The sequence below is a fragment of the Pseudomonas sp. DCB_BI genome (assembly GCF_026240995.1).
Taxonomy (GTDB): domain Bacteria; phylum Pseudomonadota; class Gammaproteobacteria; order Pseudomonadales; family Pseudomonadaceae; genus Aquipseudomonas.
Window position 1 is genome coordinate 1 of sequence record NZ_JAPFCG010000024.1, and the last position, 18163, is coordinate 18163.

15 protein-coding genes are annotated in these 18163 nt (G+C 63.3%); 2 read left to right on the forward strand and 13 right to left on the reverse strand.

The features are described 5' to 3' along the window. Window positions 1–160: 160 nt before the first annotated feature. From OO258_RS22750 to OO258_RS22795, 10 genes are all read right to left on the reverse strand, one after another. Window positions 161–1291, reverse strand: coding sequence for a lactonase family protein (locus OO258_RS22750; RefSeq protein WP_266032886.1), 1131 nt, complete (start codon window positions 1289–1291; stop codon window positions 161–163). Then, a complete protein-coding gene (locus OO258_RS22755; RefSeq protein WP_266032889.1) occupies window positions 1257–1547 on the reverse strand; it encodes a DUF5629 family protein in 291 nt (96 codons plus the stop codon). Before OO258_RS22755 ends, OO258_RS22750 begins: the two co-directional genes overlap by 35 nt. 165 nt (window positions 1548–1712) lie before the next feature. Further along, window positions 1713–4088 (reverse strand): efflux RND transporter permease subunit, encoded by a 2376-nt coding sequence (locus OO258_RS22760; protein ID WP_266033077.1) that lies wholly within the window; start codon window positions 4086–4088, stop codon window positions 1713–1715. Window positions 4089–4108: 20 nt separating this feature from the next. Beyond that, window positions 4109–5125: a WD40/YVTN/BNR-like repeat-containing protein gene (locus tag OO258_RS22765; RefSeq protein ID WP_266032891.1), complete on the reverse strand. Its 1017-nt coding sequence runs from the start codon at window positions 5123–5125 to the stop codon at window positions 4109–4111. Between the two features lie 264 nt (window positions 5126–5389). Beyond that, window positions 5390–8047: an aminopeptidase N gene (gene pepN, locus OO258_RS22770; RefSeq protein WP_266032894.1), complete on the reverse strand. Its 2658-nt coding sequence runs from the start codon at window positions 8045–8047 to the stop codon at window positions 5390–5392. 13 nt (window positions 8048–8060) lie between these two features. After that, window positions 8061–8891 carry a DUF2797 domain-containing protein gene (locus OO258_RS22775; RefSeq protein ID WP_110748231.1) on the reverse strand — a complete coding sequence of 277 codons (831 nt, stop codon included), beginning with the start codon at window positions 8889–8891 and terminating at the stop codon, window positions 8061–8063. After that, a complete protein-coding gene (locus OO258_RS22780; RefSeq protein ID WP_003260154.1) occupies window positions 8888–9148 on the reverse strand; it encodes a YeaC family protein in 261 nt (86 codons plus the stop codon). The genes OO258_RS22775 and OO258_RS22780 overlap by 4 nt, the downstream gene beginning before the upstream one ends. A gap of 13 nt (window positions 9149–9161) precedes the next feature. After that, window positions 9162–10049: a rhomboid family intramembrane serine protease gene (locus tag OO258_RS22785; protein WP_110748235.1), complete on the reverse strand. Its 888-nt coding sequence runs from the start codon at window positions 10047–10049 to the stop codon at window positions 9162–9164. Then, the gene (locus OO258_RS22790) at window positions 10046–11017 is read right to left on the reverse strand and encodes a metallophosphoesterase (protein WP_266032903.1); all 972 of its coding nucleotides are present in this window, start codon (window positions 11015–11017) and stop codon (window positions 10046–10048) included. The genes OO258_RS22785 and OO258_RS22790 overlap by 4 nt, the downstream gene beginning before the upstream one ends. After that, a complete protein-coding gene (locus OO258_RS22795; RefSeq protein WP_009683749.1) occupies window positions 11017–11907 on the reverse strand; it encodes an NAD(+) kinase in 891 nt (296 codons plus the stop codon). The genes OO258_RS22790 and OO258_RS22795 overlap by 1 nt, the downstream gene beginning before the upstream one ends. 43 nt (window positions 11908–11950) lie before the next feature. Between OO258_RS22795 and OO258_RS22800 the strand changes: the two genes are divergently transcribed. Beyond that, window positions 11951–12928, forward strand: coding sequence for a DUF1853 family protein (locus OO258_RS22800; protein WP_266032907.1), 978 nt, complete (start codon window positions 11951–11953; stop codon window positions 12926–12928). Window positions 12929–13089: 161 nt separating this feature from the next. Beyond that, a complete protein-coding gene (locus OO258_RS22805; RefSeq protein WP_110744458.1) occupies window positions 13090–13635 on the forward strand; it encodes a cytochrome b in 546 nt (181 codons plus the stop codon). On the opposite strand, the gene OO258_RS22810 is transcribed toward OO258_RS22805, so the two are convergent. The 3 genes from OO258_RS22810 to OO258_RS22820 form a co-directional block, all read right to left on the reverse strand. Next, complete coding sequence (locus OO258_RS22810; protein WP_266032912.1) at window positions 13626–14519, reverse strand: 1-aminocyclopropane-1-carboxylate deaminase/D-cysteine desulfhydrase; 894 nt, start codon at window positions 14517–14519, stop codon at window positions 13626–13628. The genes OO258_RS22805 and OO258_RS22810 overlap by 10 nt on opposite strands. Before the next feature lie 93 nt (window positions 14520–14612). Beyond that, the gene (locus OO258_RS22815; RefSeq protein WP_266032914.1) at window positions 14613–16649 is read right to left on the reverse strand and encodes an NADPH-dependent 2,4-dienoyl-CoA reductase; all 2037 of its coding nucleotides are present in this window, start codon (window positions 16647–16649) and stop codon (window positions 14613–14615) included. Window positions 16650–16909: 260 nt separating this feature from the next. Continuing rightward, window positions 16910–17818, reverse strand: coding sequence for an AraC family transcriptional regulator (locus OO258_RS22820; RefSeq protein ID WP_014754024.1), 909 nt, complete (start codon window positions 17816–17818; stop codon window positions 16910–16912). Between the last annotated feature and the right edge of the window lie 345 nt (window positions 17819–18163).

Consider the following 18163-nt stretch of genomic DNA (forward strand, 5'->3'; position numbering starts at 1 on the left):
GATCGGTCTCCCCGGAAGTGCTTCTTGAACCTGACGAGAATAACCTCTCTGGCCAGGTCAGACACAACATACAAGGAGCGAGCGCAGCTCGCGATGCGCCGCGCGGGCGGCGCTCGATCTCACAGGCGCTAAACATCCAACAGCAAACCCTCACACATCATCACTCGATGAACTTGAGGTCCGATGGCGCATCCTGCTGCAGTGTCTGCACCGTCTCCAGCAGCTTGCCGCTACGGGGATCACGGCGTATCACCACGATCTGGTTGCTCTTCTGGTTGGCCACCAGCAGGAAGTTGTCACTCGGGTCGAGGGCAAATTCCCGTGGGTGGTCACCCTCCACCGAGCGGCGCTGCAGCAACGCCAGTTGGCCATCGTCCTTGCCAACGCTGAACACCACGATCTCGTTGGCCGTGCCGCGGTTGCTCACATACAGGAAGCGCCCGTCCGCCGACAGGTGCAGGCCTCCCGCTGCCTTGGCTGCCGCCTCGCTGCGTTCGGTCAACGGCAGGCGCTGGCGCTCGACCAGGGCATCGTCCTGGACGTCGAACATCACCACTTCACCGCTCATTTCCAGCGTCAGGTAGGCATGCCGGCCCTTGGCGTCGAACAGCAGGTGACGTGGCCCGCTGCCGGCTGGCAAGTCCACCGAGGCCGGGATGGCCGGGCTCAATGGCTGCTCCTGGCTGGCACCGTCGTAGCGGTAGATGAACACCTTGTCGGCACCCAGGTCGCTGGCATACAGGTGCTGGCCATCCGGCGACAGCACCAGCGAATGCACGTGGGCACCGGCCTGGCGCTCGGGGTTCACCCCACTTGCCTTGTGCCGGGCCTGTTGCGACACGGGCTTGAGCTTGCCGTCCCTGGCCACCGGGATCACCACCAGGCTGCCACCAGGGTCAGGCTTGACCGCGTAGTTGGCCACGAACAGGTAGCGCTGGTCGCGGCTAAGGCTGGCATGCGTCGGCTCATCGCCTTGGGTGGGCACCTGGCTGAGCGGCTTGATCTCGCCCTTGGCGCTGATGCTGAAACTGCTGGCGTGGCCGCCCGGGGTTTCATTGACCGCGAACAAAAGGCGCTGGTCCGCTGACAGCACCAGCCACGACGGGCTGACGCTTTTCACCACTTGCTGCGGGGTCGGGTCGATTTGGCCGCGCTTTTCGTCGAACTGATAACGGTAGATACCCTGGCTGGCGCCATCGGTATAACTGCCCACCAGCAATGTCGCGGCATGGGCGTGGATAGTCAGGCTCATCAGGCTAGCGGTCAGCAGGCTCGTCCAGATCCGGTTCATCGTGGTCTTCATCCGGGGCGCGAAAGGCACTCATACAGACTAGCCGATGCTCGCCGTTGGCATCGTTGAGTTGCCACTCATCACCTGAGGCGATAGCGGCGGCGACTTGTTCAGGGGTGAAGGACCAACGGCGGAGCTGGCGGCCGTCCATGCATTCGACGGTGAGGCCGGACGCGTCGGCAGTGAAGTCGAAGGCGTGCAGACCGTCGATCAGGAGCATGTCGCAGGATTGCAGGGCGGTAGCGAGGGGAGACATGGCGGTACCAATCTGAAAGAAGTCGGCATTATAACCTTGGGGCTGCTTTGCAGCCCAATCACCGGCAAGCCAGCTGACACAGGGGCCACACAAACCTGGGGGCTTGCGCTGTACCTGTCGGAGCTGGTTTGCCGGCAATCGGGCCGCAAAGCGGCCATCTGCGACTCAATGGGCGAAAATGGACCCACCTTCCTTGCCCGCCATCTTCTCCGGCTTGATCAGGAACCGCGCCAGCGCCGGCAGCAGCCACAGCGCGCCAAACATGTTCCACAGCAGCATGAAGGTCAGCATCAGCCCCATGTCGGCCTGGAACTTGATCGCCGAGAAGATCCAGGTACACACGCCGATGGCCAGGCACAGCCCGGTGAACAGCACCGCCTTGCCGGTCGAGCGCAGGGTCTGGTAATACGCTTCCTGCAACGGCAGCCCGGCCCGCAGGAAGCTCTCCAGCCGGCTGTAGATGTAGATGCCATAGTCCACGCCAATGCCCACACCCAGCGCCACCACCGGCAAGGTCGCCACCTTCACGCCGATGCCCATGTAGGCCATCAGCGCGTTGCCCAGCACCGAGGTCAGCACCAGCGGCAGCACGATGCACAAGGTTGCAGCGAACGAACGGAAGGTAATCAGGCACATCACTGCCACGCAGATGTACACCAGAACCAGAATGGTCAGCTCGGCCGACTTGATCACTTCGTTGGTCGCCGCCTCGATCCCGGCGTTACCCGCCGCCAGCAGGAACTGCAGGCCTTCCTTGTTGTGGCTGTCGGCAAATGCCTTGGCCACGGCAGTGACCCGCTCCAGGGTTTCGGCCTTGTGGTCATTGAGGAACACCAGCACCGGCGCCAACGAGCAGTCGCCGTTGTAGAGGCCGTCGGCACGGGCGATGGAGTTGTTGAGGATGTCCGGGTTGCGCGACAGGGTTTCCCATTTCAGGCTGCCCTCGTTCATGCCCTTGATCACCTGCTTGGACACGGTCACCAGGGAAACCGCTGACTGCACGCCCGGGGTGTTCTGCATGGTCCACATCAGCTCGTCGATCGGCGCCATGGTCGAGTGGATCGAGCACTGCTCCGAAGGCGTCTTGACCATGATCACCAGCACGTCGGAGCTGGTCGAGTAGTTGCTGATGATGAAATTGTTGTCCTGGTTGTAGCGCGAGTCGGGGCGTAGCTCCGGCGCGCCCTGGTCAAGGTCACCGATCTTCAGGTTCTGGCTGTACCACAGCCCCCCGGCAAAGGCGAGCAGCGCCAGCCCTACCGACACCGGCGCTACCTTGGCACTGGCGAAGTTCGACAGCAGGCGCCAGAACGGGTGCTCGCGGGTTGCGTCCTTCTTGCTGCGCTCGATGGCCTTCTTGCTGATGCCCACGTAGGAGATGGCCACCGGCAGCAGGATCAGGTTGGTGAACACGATCACAGCCACGCCGATGGAAGCGCCAATGGCCAATTCGCGAATCACACCAATGTCGATGATCAGCAGGGTGATGAAGCCCACCGCGTCGGCGAGGATGGCGATCATCCCCGGCAGGAACAGCTGACGGAAGGTACGCCGGGCAGCCGTGAGTGCGTTATCGGCATCACTCGATTGCAAGGCGATACCGTTGATCTTCTGCACCCCATGGGAAATGCCGATGGCGAAGATCAGGAACGGTACCAGCATCGAGTATGGGTCGAGGCCAAAACCCACTGCATGCATCAGCCCCAGCTGCCAGACCACTGCGACCAGGGTGGTGATGAGCACGGCGATGGTGCTGCGGATGCACCAGGTGAACCAGTACAACAGCACCCAGGTGATCGCCAGGGCGACGCCGAAGAACATCGCCACCATGACCAGGCCGTCGATCAGGTCACCCACCTTCTTGGCAAAGCCGACGATGTGCACCTTCACATTGGGGTTCTGCGCCTGGAACTTGTCGCGGATCTTCTCTTCCAGCAGGTGCGAGAACTGCTGGTAATCCAGCTTCACCTGCCTGCCCGGGTCCTGCGGGTCGGGGTAGCTTTCCAGCAGCGGCACGTCGACGATACTGGACTTGAAGTTGTTGCCCACCAGCCGGCCTACCTGGCCCGACTTGAGCACGTTATCGCGCAGGGTATCGAGACTGTCCTGCGAGCCGTTGTAGGTATTGGGTATCACCTCGCCACCGGAAAAGCCCTCTTCGGTGACCTCGCTCCAGCGCACGCTGGGGCTCCACAGCGACTTCAACCCGGCACGGTCGACACCGGGGATGTAGAACACCTCGTCGTGGATCTGGCGCAAGGTTTCCATGTAGTCCTTGTCGAAGATGTCACCGTTGACCGCCTCCACCGAAATGCGCACGGTGTTGCCGAGGTTGGCCAGGTCGTTGCGGTGCTCCATCATCTGTTCGATGAACGGGTGCTGCAGCGGGATCATCTTCTCGAAGCTGGTGGAAGGGCGGATTTGCGTGGCCTGCCAGAACAGGAAAATGCTGATCAGCACACACAGGGCGATGACCACCGGGCGGTTGTTGAAGATCAGGCGTTCAAGCAGCGTGGCCTTGTCCTGATGGTGCGGGTGCATGGTGATGCTCTCCCTGCTGGTCATGGACGCACCTCATCGGCACCTTGCGCGGTAGCCAGGTGCACCCCGCCCTGCCCCACAAGCAGCAGGCCGCCATTGGCCAGGCCACTGACGCCGGCCAGGGCGATGCGGTCTGCACGGTTGTAGACGCTGAAGGTCTGGCCGTCGTCGGTGCTGCGCAGCACACTGCCACCGTTGCCGACCAGCACCAGGCTGCCATCTTCGACAAGCGTAGCGCCTGCCAGGCCGAATTCGAGGGTGGCGCGCGCCGTCTTGAGCTCGATCGGCCGCCAGCTGTCACCGAAATCGGCCGAGCGGAACAGGTTGCCGCGCAGGCCGTAGGCCAGCAGGGTGTGGGGGGTACTGGTGCCGATCACGCCGAACAGCGAGCCCTCGTAGGGGCCCTGTACCCTGGCCCAGGTCTGCCCGTTATCGGCAGAGCGGAACATGCCGCCCTGCTCGCCAACGATGAACAGGCCGGCATCACGGACCCGGGCGATGCCGTTCAGGTGCAGCTGGTCGGGGTTGTCCAGGCGCGCCGCCACGTCCTGCCAGTGCTGCCCCCCGTCGGTGGTTTCCAGCAAGGCGCCGTAGGCCCCCACGGCAAAACCATGCTGGGCATCGAGGAAGGTGACATCGAGCAAGGGCGCTTCACGGGCCAGGTCCTCGAACTGCTTGCTCCAGGTGGCACCGCCGTCGTTGCTGGTGAGGATCTGCGCGTCATGGCCGACGGCCCAACCGCGCTTGTCGTCGAGGAAGAACACGGCGGTGAGCAGTTGCCGGGTAGGCACGCGGGCTTGGGTCCAGGTGGTGCCCTGGTCGTCGGAGAACAGAATGTGGCCGCGATCGCCCACCACCACCAGGCGCTTGCCGGCATGAGTGGCGCCGATCAGCAGGCTTTGGCTGGCCTTGGCCGATTCGGTGGAGTATTCGTCAGCAGCAGCGGCCTGCACGCTGTCGGCCCACGTGCCAAGTGCCAGCGCCAGTACCGCTGCGGCTGCCAATGGCCAGGCGAGTTGCCTGTTCTGTTCCCTCATGACTGTCCCCTTTGTGTTTTTATTTGGCGGGTCAATGCATTGCAGGTACTGCGAAAAGCCTGGTCTAGAGGCCTGCAATAGCTTGAGGGATCGTAGCGGGGATGTTGGCGGGAGTACAACGGGCGGGGTGTTATGTTTTGTTGTCGGCCCAAAAAGCTTCGCGGGTAAACCCGCTCCCACAGGTGCTACACCATCCATGAAAACGGTGAAGTACCTGTGGGAGCGGGTTTACCCGCGAAGAGGCCGGCACTGACTACAGAAAACTCAAGCCAGGCTCTTGCTCACCACTTCATACACATCACTGGACAGCTCGCCAGACGCCAGAATGCGCTCCAGCTCGCCCTTCATGAGCGCTTGGCGCGCGTCGTCATACTTGCGCCAGCGGGTCAGCGGTGCCAGTTGACGCGAGGCAATCTGCGGGTTCAACGCGTTCAGCTCGATCACCAGGTCTGCCAGGAAGCGATACCCCGAACCATCCGCCGCATGGAAGTTGACCAGGTTCTGCCCGGCAAACGCACCAATCAGCGCACGCACCTTGTTCGGGTTCTTCAGGGTGAACGCCGGGTGCTGCATCAGCGCCTTGACCCGGGCCAGCCCGCCCGGCAGCGCGCTGGCCGCCTGCACGCTGAACCACTGGTCCATGACCAGCGGGTTGTCCTTGAAGTGCTCGGCAAAGGCTTCCAGCGCCTTCGCACGCTCGGTCTCGAACGGCGAGTTGACCAGTACCGCCAGCGCAGTCAGGCGTTCGGTCATGTTGTCGCACTGCTCGAACTGCTCAAGCGTCGCTGCCAGCACCTGCGGTTTGCCGCTCTGCATCAGGTAAGACAGGGCGATATTCTGCAGGCTGCGGCGGGCGAAGTGCTCGGCAGAGGCCACATAGGCGGTGCTGCGCGACACCTCGCGGTTGGCCTGGTAGCGCGCCCACAAGGCATCGAACAACTGCGCGGCGATTTGCTGGCGGGCGAACTCGCGGGCGGCGTGGATGGCATCCACGTCGGCCACCTGACTGATCTCGGTGAGGTAAGCCTCACCTGGCAGCGACAGCATCTCGGCAACCATGGCCGGGTCCAGCGCTTCGTTGCCGAGCACTGTGCCCAGGGCGGTAATCAGGCGCTGGTCGAGTTTCAGCGCTTCGCCGCGCTGATGCTGGCCGATCAGTTCCTGCAGCACCTGCACCGACAGCTGCTGGCCCGCTTCCCAGCGGTTGAAGCCATCGCTGTCGTGCTGCATCAGGAACATCAGCTGGTCGCGGTCGTAGGGGAAGCTCAGTTTCACCGGGGCACTGAAACCACGCAGCAGCGACGGCAGCGGCTTGGCCTGGATGCCCTGGAAGGTGAACGTTTGCTCGGCCTCGGTCACCGACAGCACGCGGCTGGTCCCTTGCCCAGCCGCTTCACCGACTAGCTGCAGCGGCAGGTCGTTGCCGGCAGCATCCAGCAGGCCCAGCTCCACGGGGATCACGAACGGCAGCTTGGCGGCCTTGTCCGGGGTCTGCGGGCAGCTCTGGCGGAACGTCAGGCTGTAGGTCTGCGCGGCGGGGTCGTACGCCTCGCTGACTTCCAGGCGCGGGGTGCCGGCCTGGCTGTACCAGCGCTTGAACTGGGTAAAGTCGACGCCGTTGGCGTCTTCCATGGCCTTGATGAAGTCGTCGGTGGTCACTGCCTGGCCATCATGGCGCTCGAAGTACAGGTCGCTGCCCTTGCGGAAGCCCTCGGCGCCCAGCAGGGTACGGACCATGCGCACCACTTCGGCGCCCTTCTCGTACACGGTCAGGGTATAGAAGTTGGAGATTTCGATGAAGCTGTCCGGGCGCACCGGGTGGGCCATTGGGCCGGCGTCTTCGGCGAACTGGTGGGTGCGCAGGTAGGCGACGTCTTCGATGCGTTTGACCGTACGCGAGTTCATGTCGGCACTGAACTCGGCATCGCGGAACACCGTGAAGCCTTCCTTGAGCGACAGCTGGAACCAGTCACGGCAGGTGACACGGTCACCCGACCAATTGTGGAAGTATTCGTGGGCGACCACCCCTTCGACACGCTGGTGGGCGGCATCGGTGGCGGTTTCGGCACGGGCCAGCACACAGCTGGAGTTGAAGATGTTCAGGCCCTTGTTTTCCATGGCGCCCATGTTGAAGTCGTTGACCGCCACGATCATGAAGATGTCCAGGTCGTATTCACGGCCATAGACTTCTTCGTCCCAGCGCATGGACTTCTTCAGGCTGACCATGGCGTGGTCGCACTTGTCGATGTTCTCGGGTTCCACGTAGATACGCAGGGTCACGTCGCGGCCTGACTGGCGCACGAACGTGTCTTCGACGCACCACAGGTCTCCGGCCACCAGCGCGAACAGGTACGCCGGCTTCATGAACGGGTCTTCCCAGGTTGCCCAGTGGCGGCCGTCTTCTGCCGGCCCGCTGCCGATCGGGTTGCCGTTGCTCAACAGCACCGGGTAGCGGTGCTGCTCGGCGATCACCGTGGTGGTGAAGGTGCTCATCACGTCCGGGCGGTCGAGGTAGTAGGTGATCTTGCGGAAGCCTTCGGCCTCGCACTGGGTGCAGAACATCTTGCCCGACTTGTACAGGCCTTCCAGCGCGGTGTTGCTCTCGGGGTGGATCTTGACGCTGGTGTCGAGGGTGAAGCGTTCGGTTTTCGGCTGAACCGTCAGGCTGTCGATGTCGAGCTGGTAGTCAGCGGGCTGCAGTTCCTGGTCGTCCAGCGAGGCACGGACCAGCTCCAGCTGCTGGCCATCCAGTACCAGCGGCGGCAAGCCTGCACCGCGAGCCGGGTTGCGGCGCATCACCAGCTGCGCGTGGACCAGGGTGTGGTCCTCGAACAGCTCGAAGGTCAGGTGCGTTTCGTCTATCAGGTACTCGGGCGCCTGGTAATCCTTCAGGTAGATCACTTGCGGTTGTTCGGTACGCATGTGCAGGTCCTTTTTACTGGAGCACGGCCAACTGGTAGGCCGTGTACTTGCGAATATTGATCACACCGGTGTCGAAGATCAGGTACTGGCCCTTGATGCCCAGCAGCGTACCTTCGGCTACCGGGTCCTTGTCGAGGTTGAAGCTGACGATCTTTGTCGGGTAGGCCTCGACCGGGTAGTTCATCTGCACCACTTCGGCATCCGGCAGCGGCTGGATCGCCTGCAGGCCAAAGCGCCCCTGCAGCTCGCGCAGGCCATCGGCGCAGGCCTCGAAGACCTGCTCGCGGATGGCCGGCAGGTCGAGCACCTCGGCATCGCCCTTGAGCAGCGCACGCCAGTTGGTGCGGTCAGGCACCTGGCTACGCAGCACGTCTTCGACCAGGCCGGATTGCTGGCGGGTGGCCACGCGCATGATCGGCAGCGCCTGGCTGGCGCCCTGGTCGAGCCAGCGGGTAGGCAATTGGGTCGCACGGGTGATGCCGACCTTGATCCCCGACGAGTTGGCCAGGTAGACCACGTGGTCGGTCATGCAGAACTGTTCGCCCCACGACGGTTCGCGGCAGGTGCCAGCGTCGTAGTGGCACTTTTCCGGGGCCATGATGCACACGTCGCACTGCGCCAGCTTGGTCATGCACGGGTAGCAGTAACCCTGGCTGAAGCTGGTCTTGGTGCGCTTGCCGCAATGGCTGCAGTGAATGGCGCCAAGGTATTCCAGGCGCAGGCGCTGGCCGATCAGGGGGTTGACCGCCACCTGCGTGTCATCCAGGCGGAAGCTGTATTGCACTACGGGTGCCTGCAGGCTTACCGCCATCTTGCTCAACGAGCCACGAGCGAGTTCGATCAATGTACCGAGTCCGACTTGAACAGAATGTTGGCGATGGGTGCGGACTTCGACGCGCACTCCTGCGGGCCCATGTAACCGGTGCGTTGGTCTTCAGGCAGGTTTTTCATCTCCCAGGCGATGACCGCCTGCAGCGACAGCTCTTTCTGCTCGGCAGTGAGCTTGCGGCCATCAGACCATTTGCCGATTTCCACGGCCAGTTTCAGGCTCTCGTAGATTTCCGGGGTGATGTTTTCAATCATTTGCGCGAAAGTGGACATAGTGTCTCCTGATTCAAGCCGACAGTTTACGCCGGGCCAGCGCCCCACCCAAGAGCCCGGTCAGGCATCCGATGAGCAGCCCGCCGACGTGGGCGGCGTTGGCAATCTGGCCAAGGCCGAGGGTACCGACCACACCGGTCAGGCACACCACCAGCCAGATCAGCATCATGACCAGCACGCCTTTGGGCAGGTTGAAGAAGCGATTGGGCGCCAGCCACTGGTACAACCAGATGTGCCCCAGCAAGCCGTACAAAACCCCAGACAGGCCACCAAACAGGCTCGGCCCACTGGTGTAGTGCTGGGCCAGGTTGGACACCAGGCTGAACAGCACGGTCAGGCCCAGCAAAAGCCACGGGCCTTGGCGCAGTTCGATGCGCTTGCCCAGCTCCCAGTACCACAGGCTGTTCATGGCCAGGTGCAGCACGCCGAAGTGCAGCAGCATGGGCGATACCAGCCGCCACCACTGGCCTTGGTCGAGGGTTTGCGCCAGCGGGGTGAAGTACAGGTAGTCACCCTGCACGCGGAAGTCGAGGAAGGTGAACCAGCTGATGGTGGTGAAGTTGTCGCCCAGGTTGGTCAGGCCGGCGACGATGAAGCACAGCAGCAGGGTCAGAGTGGTGATCTTGCAGGCTTTGGCCTGCGCTACCAGGGAAGGCTGGGCGGGGGCATTCGCGGGTGAATCCGCTGCTACAGGGTCGGCGCTGGCGGCCAGGTCGGCGTTGCCGTCGGGGTAACGCTGGTAGAGTTGCAGCACATCTTCGGCGAGGGTGTCGGGGGCCCAGAGGACCTGGGCGTCGCCCTCCTCGCTGACTCGGTGCGGCACCTGCAGGCGTTGTAGCAGGTGGATGAAACCGCTGAGGTCGACCGACAGCGGCAGGCGCATCACTTCGATAATGTTCATTGGTTGGCCTGTGGGCGGTCGACGTCGACCCAGACGAACTTGTGCGGGTCGATGCGGGTTTCATCATCCAGCCGGTAGGCGGCCAGCTTTCCGTAGAGCACCGCGCTGTAGTCCAGGCAGGCCAGGTTGGGGCGAATCGGCGCCGGGTGACCGCTGCGCCAGTAATGCCCGACAAACAACAGCGGCTCGTCCTCGGCGTAGCGCAGCAAGGCGTTCTTCTGGCTGTGGCTGAGCGGTGCGCTGGCCACCTCCTCGGGCAGGGCATCGGGCTGGAACACGATGTCGCCGTAGGTTTGCGGGTCTTCTTCCCAGAACTTGGTGCGGAAGAATGCCCGCGTCAGGCCGTCACCACCGGTCAGGGTCAGGCCGTCCGGCAAGCGCATGTCGGTGCCGCGCAGCAAGCGGTTGCACACGGTGGCGGCGAAGCTGTTGCTCACGGCCGAAGCCTGGATGAAGTGCTCGTCGACGCGCCCGTCGGGGTACTGCTGGCGCAGGTGCTCGATCAGCTGCGGATCCCAGCAAGCGTGCACCAGGCGGAAGCGCCCGGCGTCCATGAACAGCGGCAGCTCATAGAACCAATTGACGAAGTCGTGCCAGTCACCGGGGTGGTGGGCGAACTGGGTCAGGGTTTCGTCGATCAGCCGGGCATGCCGTGGCGTGTGTTCGCGCACGTAGGCCTTGCCGCTGCCGGGCAGCGCCGGGGTGACCCAGCCAAGGGCGTTGTACTCGTGGTTGCCCATGATGCAGAACGCCTGGCCGGCTTCGACCATGTCGTGGACGATGTGCAGCGCCTCGCGGATGCGTGGCCCACGGTCGACAATATCGCCCAGGAACAGCGCCTGACGTCGCGGGTGGCGCCACACGCCGGCCACGCGCTTGTATCCGAGGGCGTCGAGCAGGCGTTCAAGGGTCAGTGCACAGCCGTGCACATCGCCGATGATGTCAAAACTTCGCGCCGGATCGAGCATCAGTCGTCACTGCTCCCCAAGCGGCTGCCCCACCCCAGTTTGGTACGGCAGACCTCGTAGTAATTGTGGTCCAGCGGGTGGATCAGGCGCAGCTTCTGCGGTTTCTTGCTGACCGTGATGGTATCGCCGGGGGCGCAGGTGAAGTGGTTCTGGCCGTCACAGGACACCTGCGGGTAGATCTGCAGGTCCTTGGACACCACGATCTTGAGCTCGCTGTTGCCGTCGACCACGATCGGCCGGCCCGACAGGGTATGCGGGTACATCGGCACGATGACGATGGCATCGAGCTTGGGGTGCATGATCGGGCCACCGGCCGACAGCGCATAGGCGGTGGAGCCGGTGGGGGTCGCGACGATCAGGCCGTCGGCCTTCTGGCTGCAGACGAACTGGCCGTCGATGTAGATTTCGAACTCGATCATGCGCGTGGACTTGCCCGGGTGCAGTACCACGTCGTTCAGCGCATCGCCCTGGCCAATGGCTTCATGGTGGCGGCGCACCTCGGCCTGCAGCAGGAAGCGGTTTTCCACCAGGTAGTGGCCGTCGAGCACCTCGGCGACCTTTTCTTCCAGCTCGTCGGGGCGAATGTCGGTAAGAAAGCCCAGGTTGCCACGGTTGATGCCCAGCACCGGAATGTTGTGCCGGGCCAGGGCGCGGGCGGCGCCCAGCAGGCTGCCGTCGCCGCCAACCACGATAACCAGGTCGCAGACCTCGCCCAGTAGCTTGCGGGTGGAGGTTTGCAGGCCATGGCCGGGCAGTACTTCGGCGATGGTGTCCTCGAGGATCACGTGCAGGTGGCGGTCGAGGAGGAATTTTTTCAGTCGGCGAATGGTGTCGAGCACCTGCGAGCTGCCAAGGCGACCGATGATACCGATATTGCGAAATTGCTCCATGGGGCTCCTGCGAGGCTCTGCGGCGGGTGACGATGCGCCGATTATGGGCGAAACCACCGGGCAGCGGCAAACCGGCTATGCTCGCAGGATGACGCCATTCGCCCAACTCCAAGACCTGCCCCGGCAACTTCAGCGCCCGGCCGTGCGTGACCTGGCCTGGGCCCTGCTGTCGCCGCCCCTGCTCAGCGCCCCGCCCTGCCCCCAGCGCCACCCGCTGGCCGGCAGCCTGTGGGCGCAGCAACCGCAGCGTCTGGAGCAGTGGTTGCGGGGGCTGGAGGAGGAGGATCGGCCGTTGCGCGAGTGGCTGGCCAAGCTCGGCAGCCGGCGTCTGGGGCACTACTACGAACGCCTGTGGCAATTCGCCCTGAGCCAGGCGCCGGGCGTCGAGCTGCTGGCGGCCAACCTGGCCATCCGCGATGGCGGGCATACCTTGGGTGAGCTGGACGTGCTGCTGCGCGACGGTGACGGCGTGCACCATCTGGAACTGGCGATCAAGCTGTACCTGGGCCCGGAAGGTGCCGGGCACGATCCCCATGCCTGGCTGGGGCCAGGTTGCCATGACCGGCTGGGGACCAAGCTGGCGCACCTGGCGGGGCACCAGTTGCCCATGTCGAAGGGGGTGCACAGTCGTCAAGCGCTGGTTCAGCTAGGCGTGGAGCAGGTCCAGGCGCATATGTGGCTGGGTGGCTACCTGTTCTATCCATGGCCTGAGCATGCCGAGGCGCCCGAGCGCGCCAACCCGCAGCATCTGCGTGGGCGCTGGCTACGGCGGCGGGACTGGGTGATGGGGGAAGGCGAGCGTTGGCAGCCGCTGCCGCGGCATGCCTGGCTGGCGTCGGCGCGGGTCGAGTCGGCTGAATGCTGGCAGGCGGAGCACTTCGCGGCTTGGCTACATGTGCTGGAGCAGCAGGCACCCGCACAGTTGCTGGTGCGACTGGAACCTGATGCCGATGGTGCCTGGCAGGAAGCAGAGCGGGTGTTTCTGGTGGCTGATGACTGGCCGTATCTGCCCGGTCACTGATGTCGCCTGTTCCGGCCCCTTGGCGGGCACGCCCGCGAAGGGGCTGGGGCAGACAACACAATTTTCACAGACCCAGCGCAAAGATCTGTTCCCGGTAGCCAGTAAAATGACACCTGAGCGCCAGCAAGAGCGCCATTCCGACCTGATGACGAGGACCGATCATGGTTTCATCCACCCCCGCGAACCACTACGCACGCCTGTCCATCGCCCTGCATTGGCTGATGCTGGTGCTGCTGGCCGCTGTCTACGCCCTTATCGAACTGCGCGGCCTGTTCCCCAAGGACAGCGTCGAACGCAACCTGATGAAGGACCTGCACTTCATGCTCGGGCTGAGCGTATTCGTGCTGGTGTGGCTGCGCCTGGCCGTGCGCCTGAGCCGCCCGACCCCGCCCATCGTGCCCAAGCCCCCAGCCTGGCAGACCGGCTTGGCGCACCTGATGCACCTGGCGCTGTACCTGCTGATGATCGGCATGCCGCTGGCCGGTTGGCTGATCCTCAGCGCTGCCGATAAACCGGTGCCGTTCTTCGGCCTGGAGCTGCCGCACCTGATCGGCCCGAACCCGGACCAGGCTAAATTCATCAAGGGCTGGCATGAACGCATCGGCAGCTGGGGCTACTGGCTGATCGGCCTGCATGCGCTGGCTGGGCTGTACCACCACTACGTGCAGCGCGACAACACGCTGCTGCGCATGCTCCCCTACAAGTAACCGCGCCGGCCCTGCAGCCCCCCGGTATGCACGAAGATCAGGCGGCTCCCGGGCGTGAACAGCCCCGCCGCCACCTGGTCACGCAGGGCCAGCAGGGCCTTGCCGGTGTAGAGGGCTTCGAGCGGCACGCCAGTGTGCCGCTCGCAGTCGGCAATGAACGCCAGCAGGTCATCGTCGAACTTGCCAAAACCACCACGGCAAGCGTCGTGTAGCTGGTAGCCATGGGCGCCAGCCAGTGCCGTTACCGTCTCTGGCACACCGTGATCCCTGGGTACCGCCAATGCGCCATGCACAGCATGTGCACCTGCTTCGGCCAATACCAGGCCGGCCAGGCTAGTCCCGGTTCCGGCGGCCAGCCACCAGGCGTCGTAGTCCGCCCAGCCCAGTGCCGCGATTTGGGCGCGGGCCTGCTGCATGATCAGCGTGCAGCCCTGTGCACCGACCAACCCGCCACCGCCCTCGGGAATACAATGCCAACCAGGGTAGCGCGCCTGCCATGGTTCCCAGAAACCCACCTCATTGCGGGCGCGGTAGCCGTTATAGCCCAGCCAGTGCAACTCCATACCCAGCGCCTGCAGATCACGCACGGTGGGCGTGTCTTGGGCATGGCCGCGCAGCAGCCCGGCGGTGGCGAAACCGAAGCGCTTGCCGGCGGCGGCCAGGGCATGCAGGTGGTTTGAGTGGTTGCCACCCAGGCTGATCAAGCCTGGGGCGTTGCTGGCGCTGGCCTGCTGTAAGTGGTGGCGTAGCTTGAACCACTTGTTGCCACTGATCAGCGGGTCGATCAGGTCCAGACGCAGGATGGCAGCCTGCACCTGGGCGTGTTGCAGCCAGGGCAAGCTGAGGGGTTGCAGGGGGGCTTGGGGGAGGTCGAATGCGTGCATGGACCGCAGTTTACAAGGAAACCCCGAGGGCCCAGTGCACTACTTGTAAGCGCTGGTTTGCCGGTGATGGGCCGCGCAGCGGCCCCGGCAGTCTCAAAGCTCAGCCGCCAATCTCGACCCTTGGTTGATCGCACGCTTGGCATCCAGCTCGGCCGCAATATCGGCGCCACCAATCAAGTGCACCGACTGCCCCTGCGCCACCAACCCATCCTGCAGCTCGCGCAGCGGCTCTTGCCCTGCACAGATGACCACGTTGTCCACCGCCAGGACCTGCGGCTCACCCTCACCAACGCGAATGTGCAGCCCGGCATCGTCGATGCCCAGGTACTCGACACTGTTGAGCATCTGCACCCGCTTGTTCTTCAACCCGGTGCGGTGAATCCAGCCGGTGGTCTTGCCCAACCCGTCACCTACCTTGGACTTCTTGCGCTGCAACAGGAACACCTGGCGCGCCGGGGCGTGCGGCTCGGCCTTGATTCCGGCTACGCCACCGCGCGCCTCGAGCCCGGTATCGATGCCCCACTCTCTCCAGAAGGCGTCGCGGTCCTGGCTGGTGGCTACACCTTCATGCACCAGGTACTCCGACACGTCGAAGCCAATGCCACCCGCACCAATCACCGCTACCGCCTTGCCTACCGGTTTGCGTTGCAGCAGCACATCCAGGTAGCTGAGCACCTTGGCATGCTCGATACCCGCAATGGCCGGGGTACGCGGGGCGATGCCGGTGGCCAGGATGATTTCGTCGTAGCCGCCTGCCACCAGCGCCTGCACGTCTACGCGGGTATTCAGGCGCAGGTCGACGCCTGTGCTTTCCACCTTCTTGCGGAAGTAGCGCAGGGTTTCGAAGAACTCTTCCTTGCCCGGTACCCGCTTGGCGACATTGAACTGCCCCCCGATCTCACTGGCACTGTCGAACAAGGTCACTGTGTGGCCACGTTCTGCGGCAACGGTGGCAGCGGCCAGGCCGGCAGGGCCGGCGCCCACAACGGCAATGCGTTTCACCTCGCGCACGGGCAGATAATTGAGCTCAGTCTCATGACAGGCACGGGGGTTGACCAGGCAACTGGTCAGCTTGCCGCCGAAGGTATGGTCCAGGCAGGCCTGGTTGCAGCCGATGCAGGTGTTGATTTCATCCGCGCGACCGGCAGCGGCCTTGTTGACGAAGTCCGGGTCGGCGAGAAACGGGCGGGCCATCGAGACCATGTCCGCGTCGCCCTCCGCCAGCACCGCCTCGGCCACTTCCGGGGTGTTGATGCGGTTGGTGGTGATCAGCGGAATACTCACCACGCCCCGCAACTTGGCAGTGACTTTGCTGAAGGCCGCACGCGGCACTTTGGTGGCGATGGTCGGAATACGCGCCTCGTGCCAACCGATCCCGGTATTGATCAAGGTAGCGCCGGCCTGCTCGATAGCCTTGGCCAGCAGCTCGATCTCGTCCCAGGTGCTGCCACCCTCGACCAGGTCGAGCATCGACAGCCGGAAGATGATGATGAAATTCGGGCCGACCGCGCCACGTACCCGGCTGACGATTTCCACCGCCAGGCGCATGCGGTTCTCATAACTGCCGCCCCAGCGGTCGGTGCGGTGGTTGGTGTGAGCGGCCAGGAACTGGTTGATGAAGTAACCTTCCGAACCCATGACCTCGACACCGTCATACCCGGCGCGCTGGGCCAGCACTGCGCAATTGACGAAATCGGCGATCTGCTTTTCGATGCCCTCCTCGTCCAGCTCCCTGGGCTTGAACGGGTTGATCGGCGCCTGGATCGCGCTGGGTGCCACCTGGCGCGGGCTGTAGGCATAGCGCCCGGCATGCAGGATCTGCAGGCAGATCTTGCCACCGGCGGCGTGCACCGCTTCGGTGACGATACGATGCTTTTCGGCCTCTTCCTCGGTACTGAGCTTGGCTGCACCGGAATACACCCCGCCTTCATCGTTGGGCGCAATGCCGCCCGTGACCATCAGGCCAACGCCGCCGCGGGCGCGCTCGGCAAAGTATGCAGCCATGCGCTCGAAACCGCCGGGGCGCTCTTCGAGGCCGGTGTGCATCGAGCCCATCAGGGTGCGATTGCGCAAGGTGGTGAAGCCCAGGTCCAGCGGGGCAAGCAGGTGCGGGTAGCGGTCGGCGGCCATGGAAAGGTCCCCTGATGGCGTGATCACGGATTGCGGGCACCTCACTGGGTGGCGGGCCCCGTCGTTTGTCTGTCAGCGACATTAAACAGCCGTTTGAAAGGGCTCAATGATCGAAACTGACAAGTTATTGATCCTGGCGCACAGCGAGACTGCTGAGGGCTGACGCATCAGCCCGACCGATATCAATACCCTACGCTGCCCCCTTTACTTGCTTGCGGGGCATAGGGGGGCCTCTTTGCATGCCCTTTCCACCTTGCAACTCATCCCATCGATCGAATCTTTGCGATGTCCTTGCTTGGAGGGGCTCCGAACATCCGGCTGTATTCTCTGCTGAACTGTGACGGGCTCTCATAGCCCACCGTGAACCCGGCCGTGGAAACATCCAGCCCTTCTGAAATCATCAACCTTCGTGCGTGCTGCAGGCGCAGTTGTTTCTGGTACTGCAACGGGCTCATCGCGGTGATTGCCTTGAATCGGTGATGAAGCGTGGAATTACTCAAATTGACATAGCTCGCCAACTCATCGATGTGCAGCGGCTGCGCATAGTTGTTGTTCAACCATTCGATAGCTCTTGTCACCCGGTGGGTCTGACTGTCGTTGATGGCTATCTCATGTAATCGCTGGCCCTGCTGGCCTTTGAGCAACCGGTAGAAGATTTCCCTGAGGGCCAGCGGAGCCAATGCCGGGATATCGGAGGGCACATCCAACAGACGTACCAGTCGCAACATGGCATCAAGCAATGGGGTATCAATCCTGTCCAGATAGAGGCCGCGGCGAGATGGCTGGCTGGGTACGCCGATTGGGCTGACGTCGGCAATCAGCTGAGCGATTTCTGCCGGGTCGATATCCAGGCGAATGCAGAAGTAGGGCCTCTCTGGAGAGGCCTCGGTCACTTGCCCAGCCAGAGGCAGTGTCACAGAGACAACCAGATAGTTCAGTTGATCGTAGGTATAGCTTTCATCCCACAACTGGATCTGTTTCCGGCCCTGTACAATTATGCACAGTCCCGGTTTATGAACCGTATGGATGACGTCTGTTGGCGTGTCGCTGCGTATGAAATGCAACGGATCAATCGCCGTTTGATAGACGCCGTATGTCGGAGCAAAACGTTGCATCGCTGATGCCAGTTCGGCCCTGAGGCGTGTCAGCTCATCGTCCAGATCACTCACTACCGTTACCTCCCCGTTCGGCTGTCCCGATTGCAGAGGATAGGTGGGTTCGCATCCATTTGGGTAGATGCCGAATCGATCATTTGATCTGCCAAAAGCCCGGTTTTTCCGGGCTTTTGGCGCAGCCCAGGCACATCAGGCATTGATGACTCGGTCCACACCGTATCCGGGTCGTGCAGCCCTCAGACAGTCCAGGATCGGGCAAAGGGCTGACATAAGTCGCAGATCAATCATGCAGGATCGTGCATGACCGTCGCAGGAATCACATAACGCTGTTCCCCCCAGGATTCTTACTCTTGCCTTAACACCTGCCGTTCAGCAGGTGCCTCTGAAACCAGGAACAGG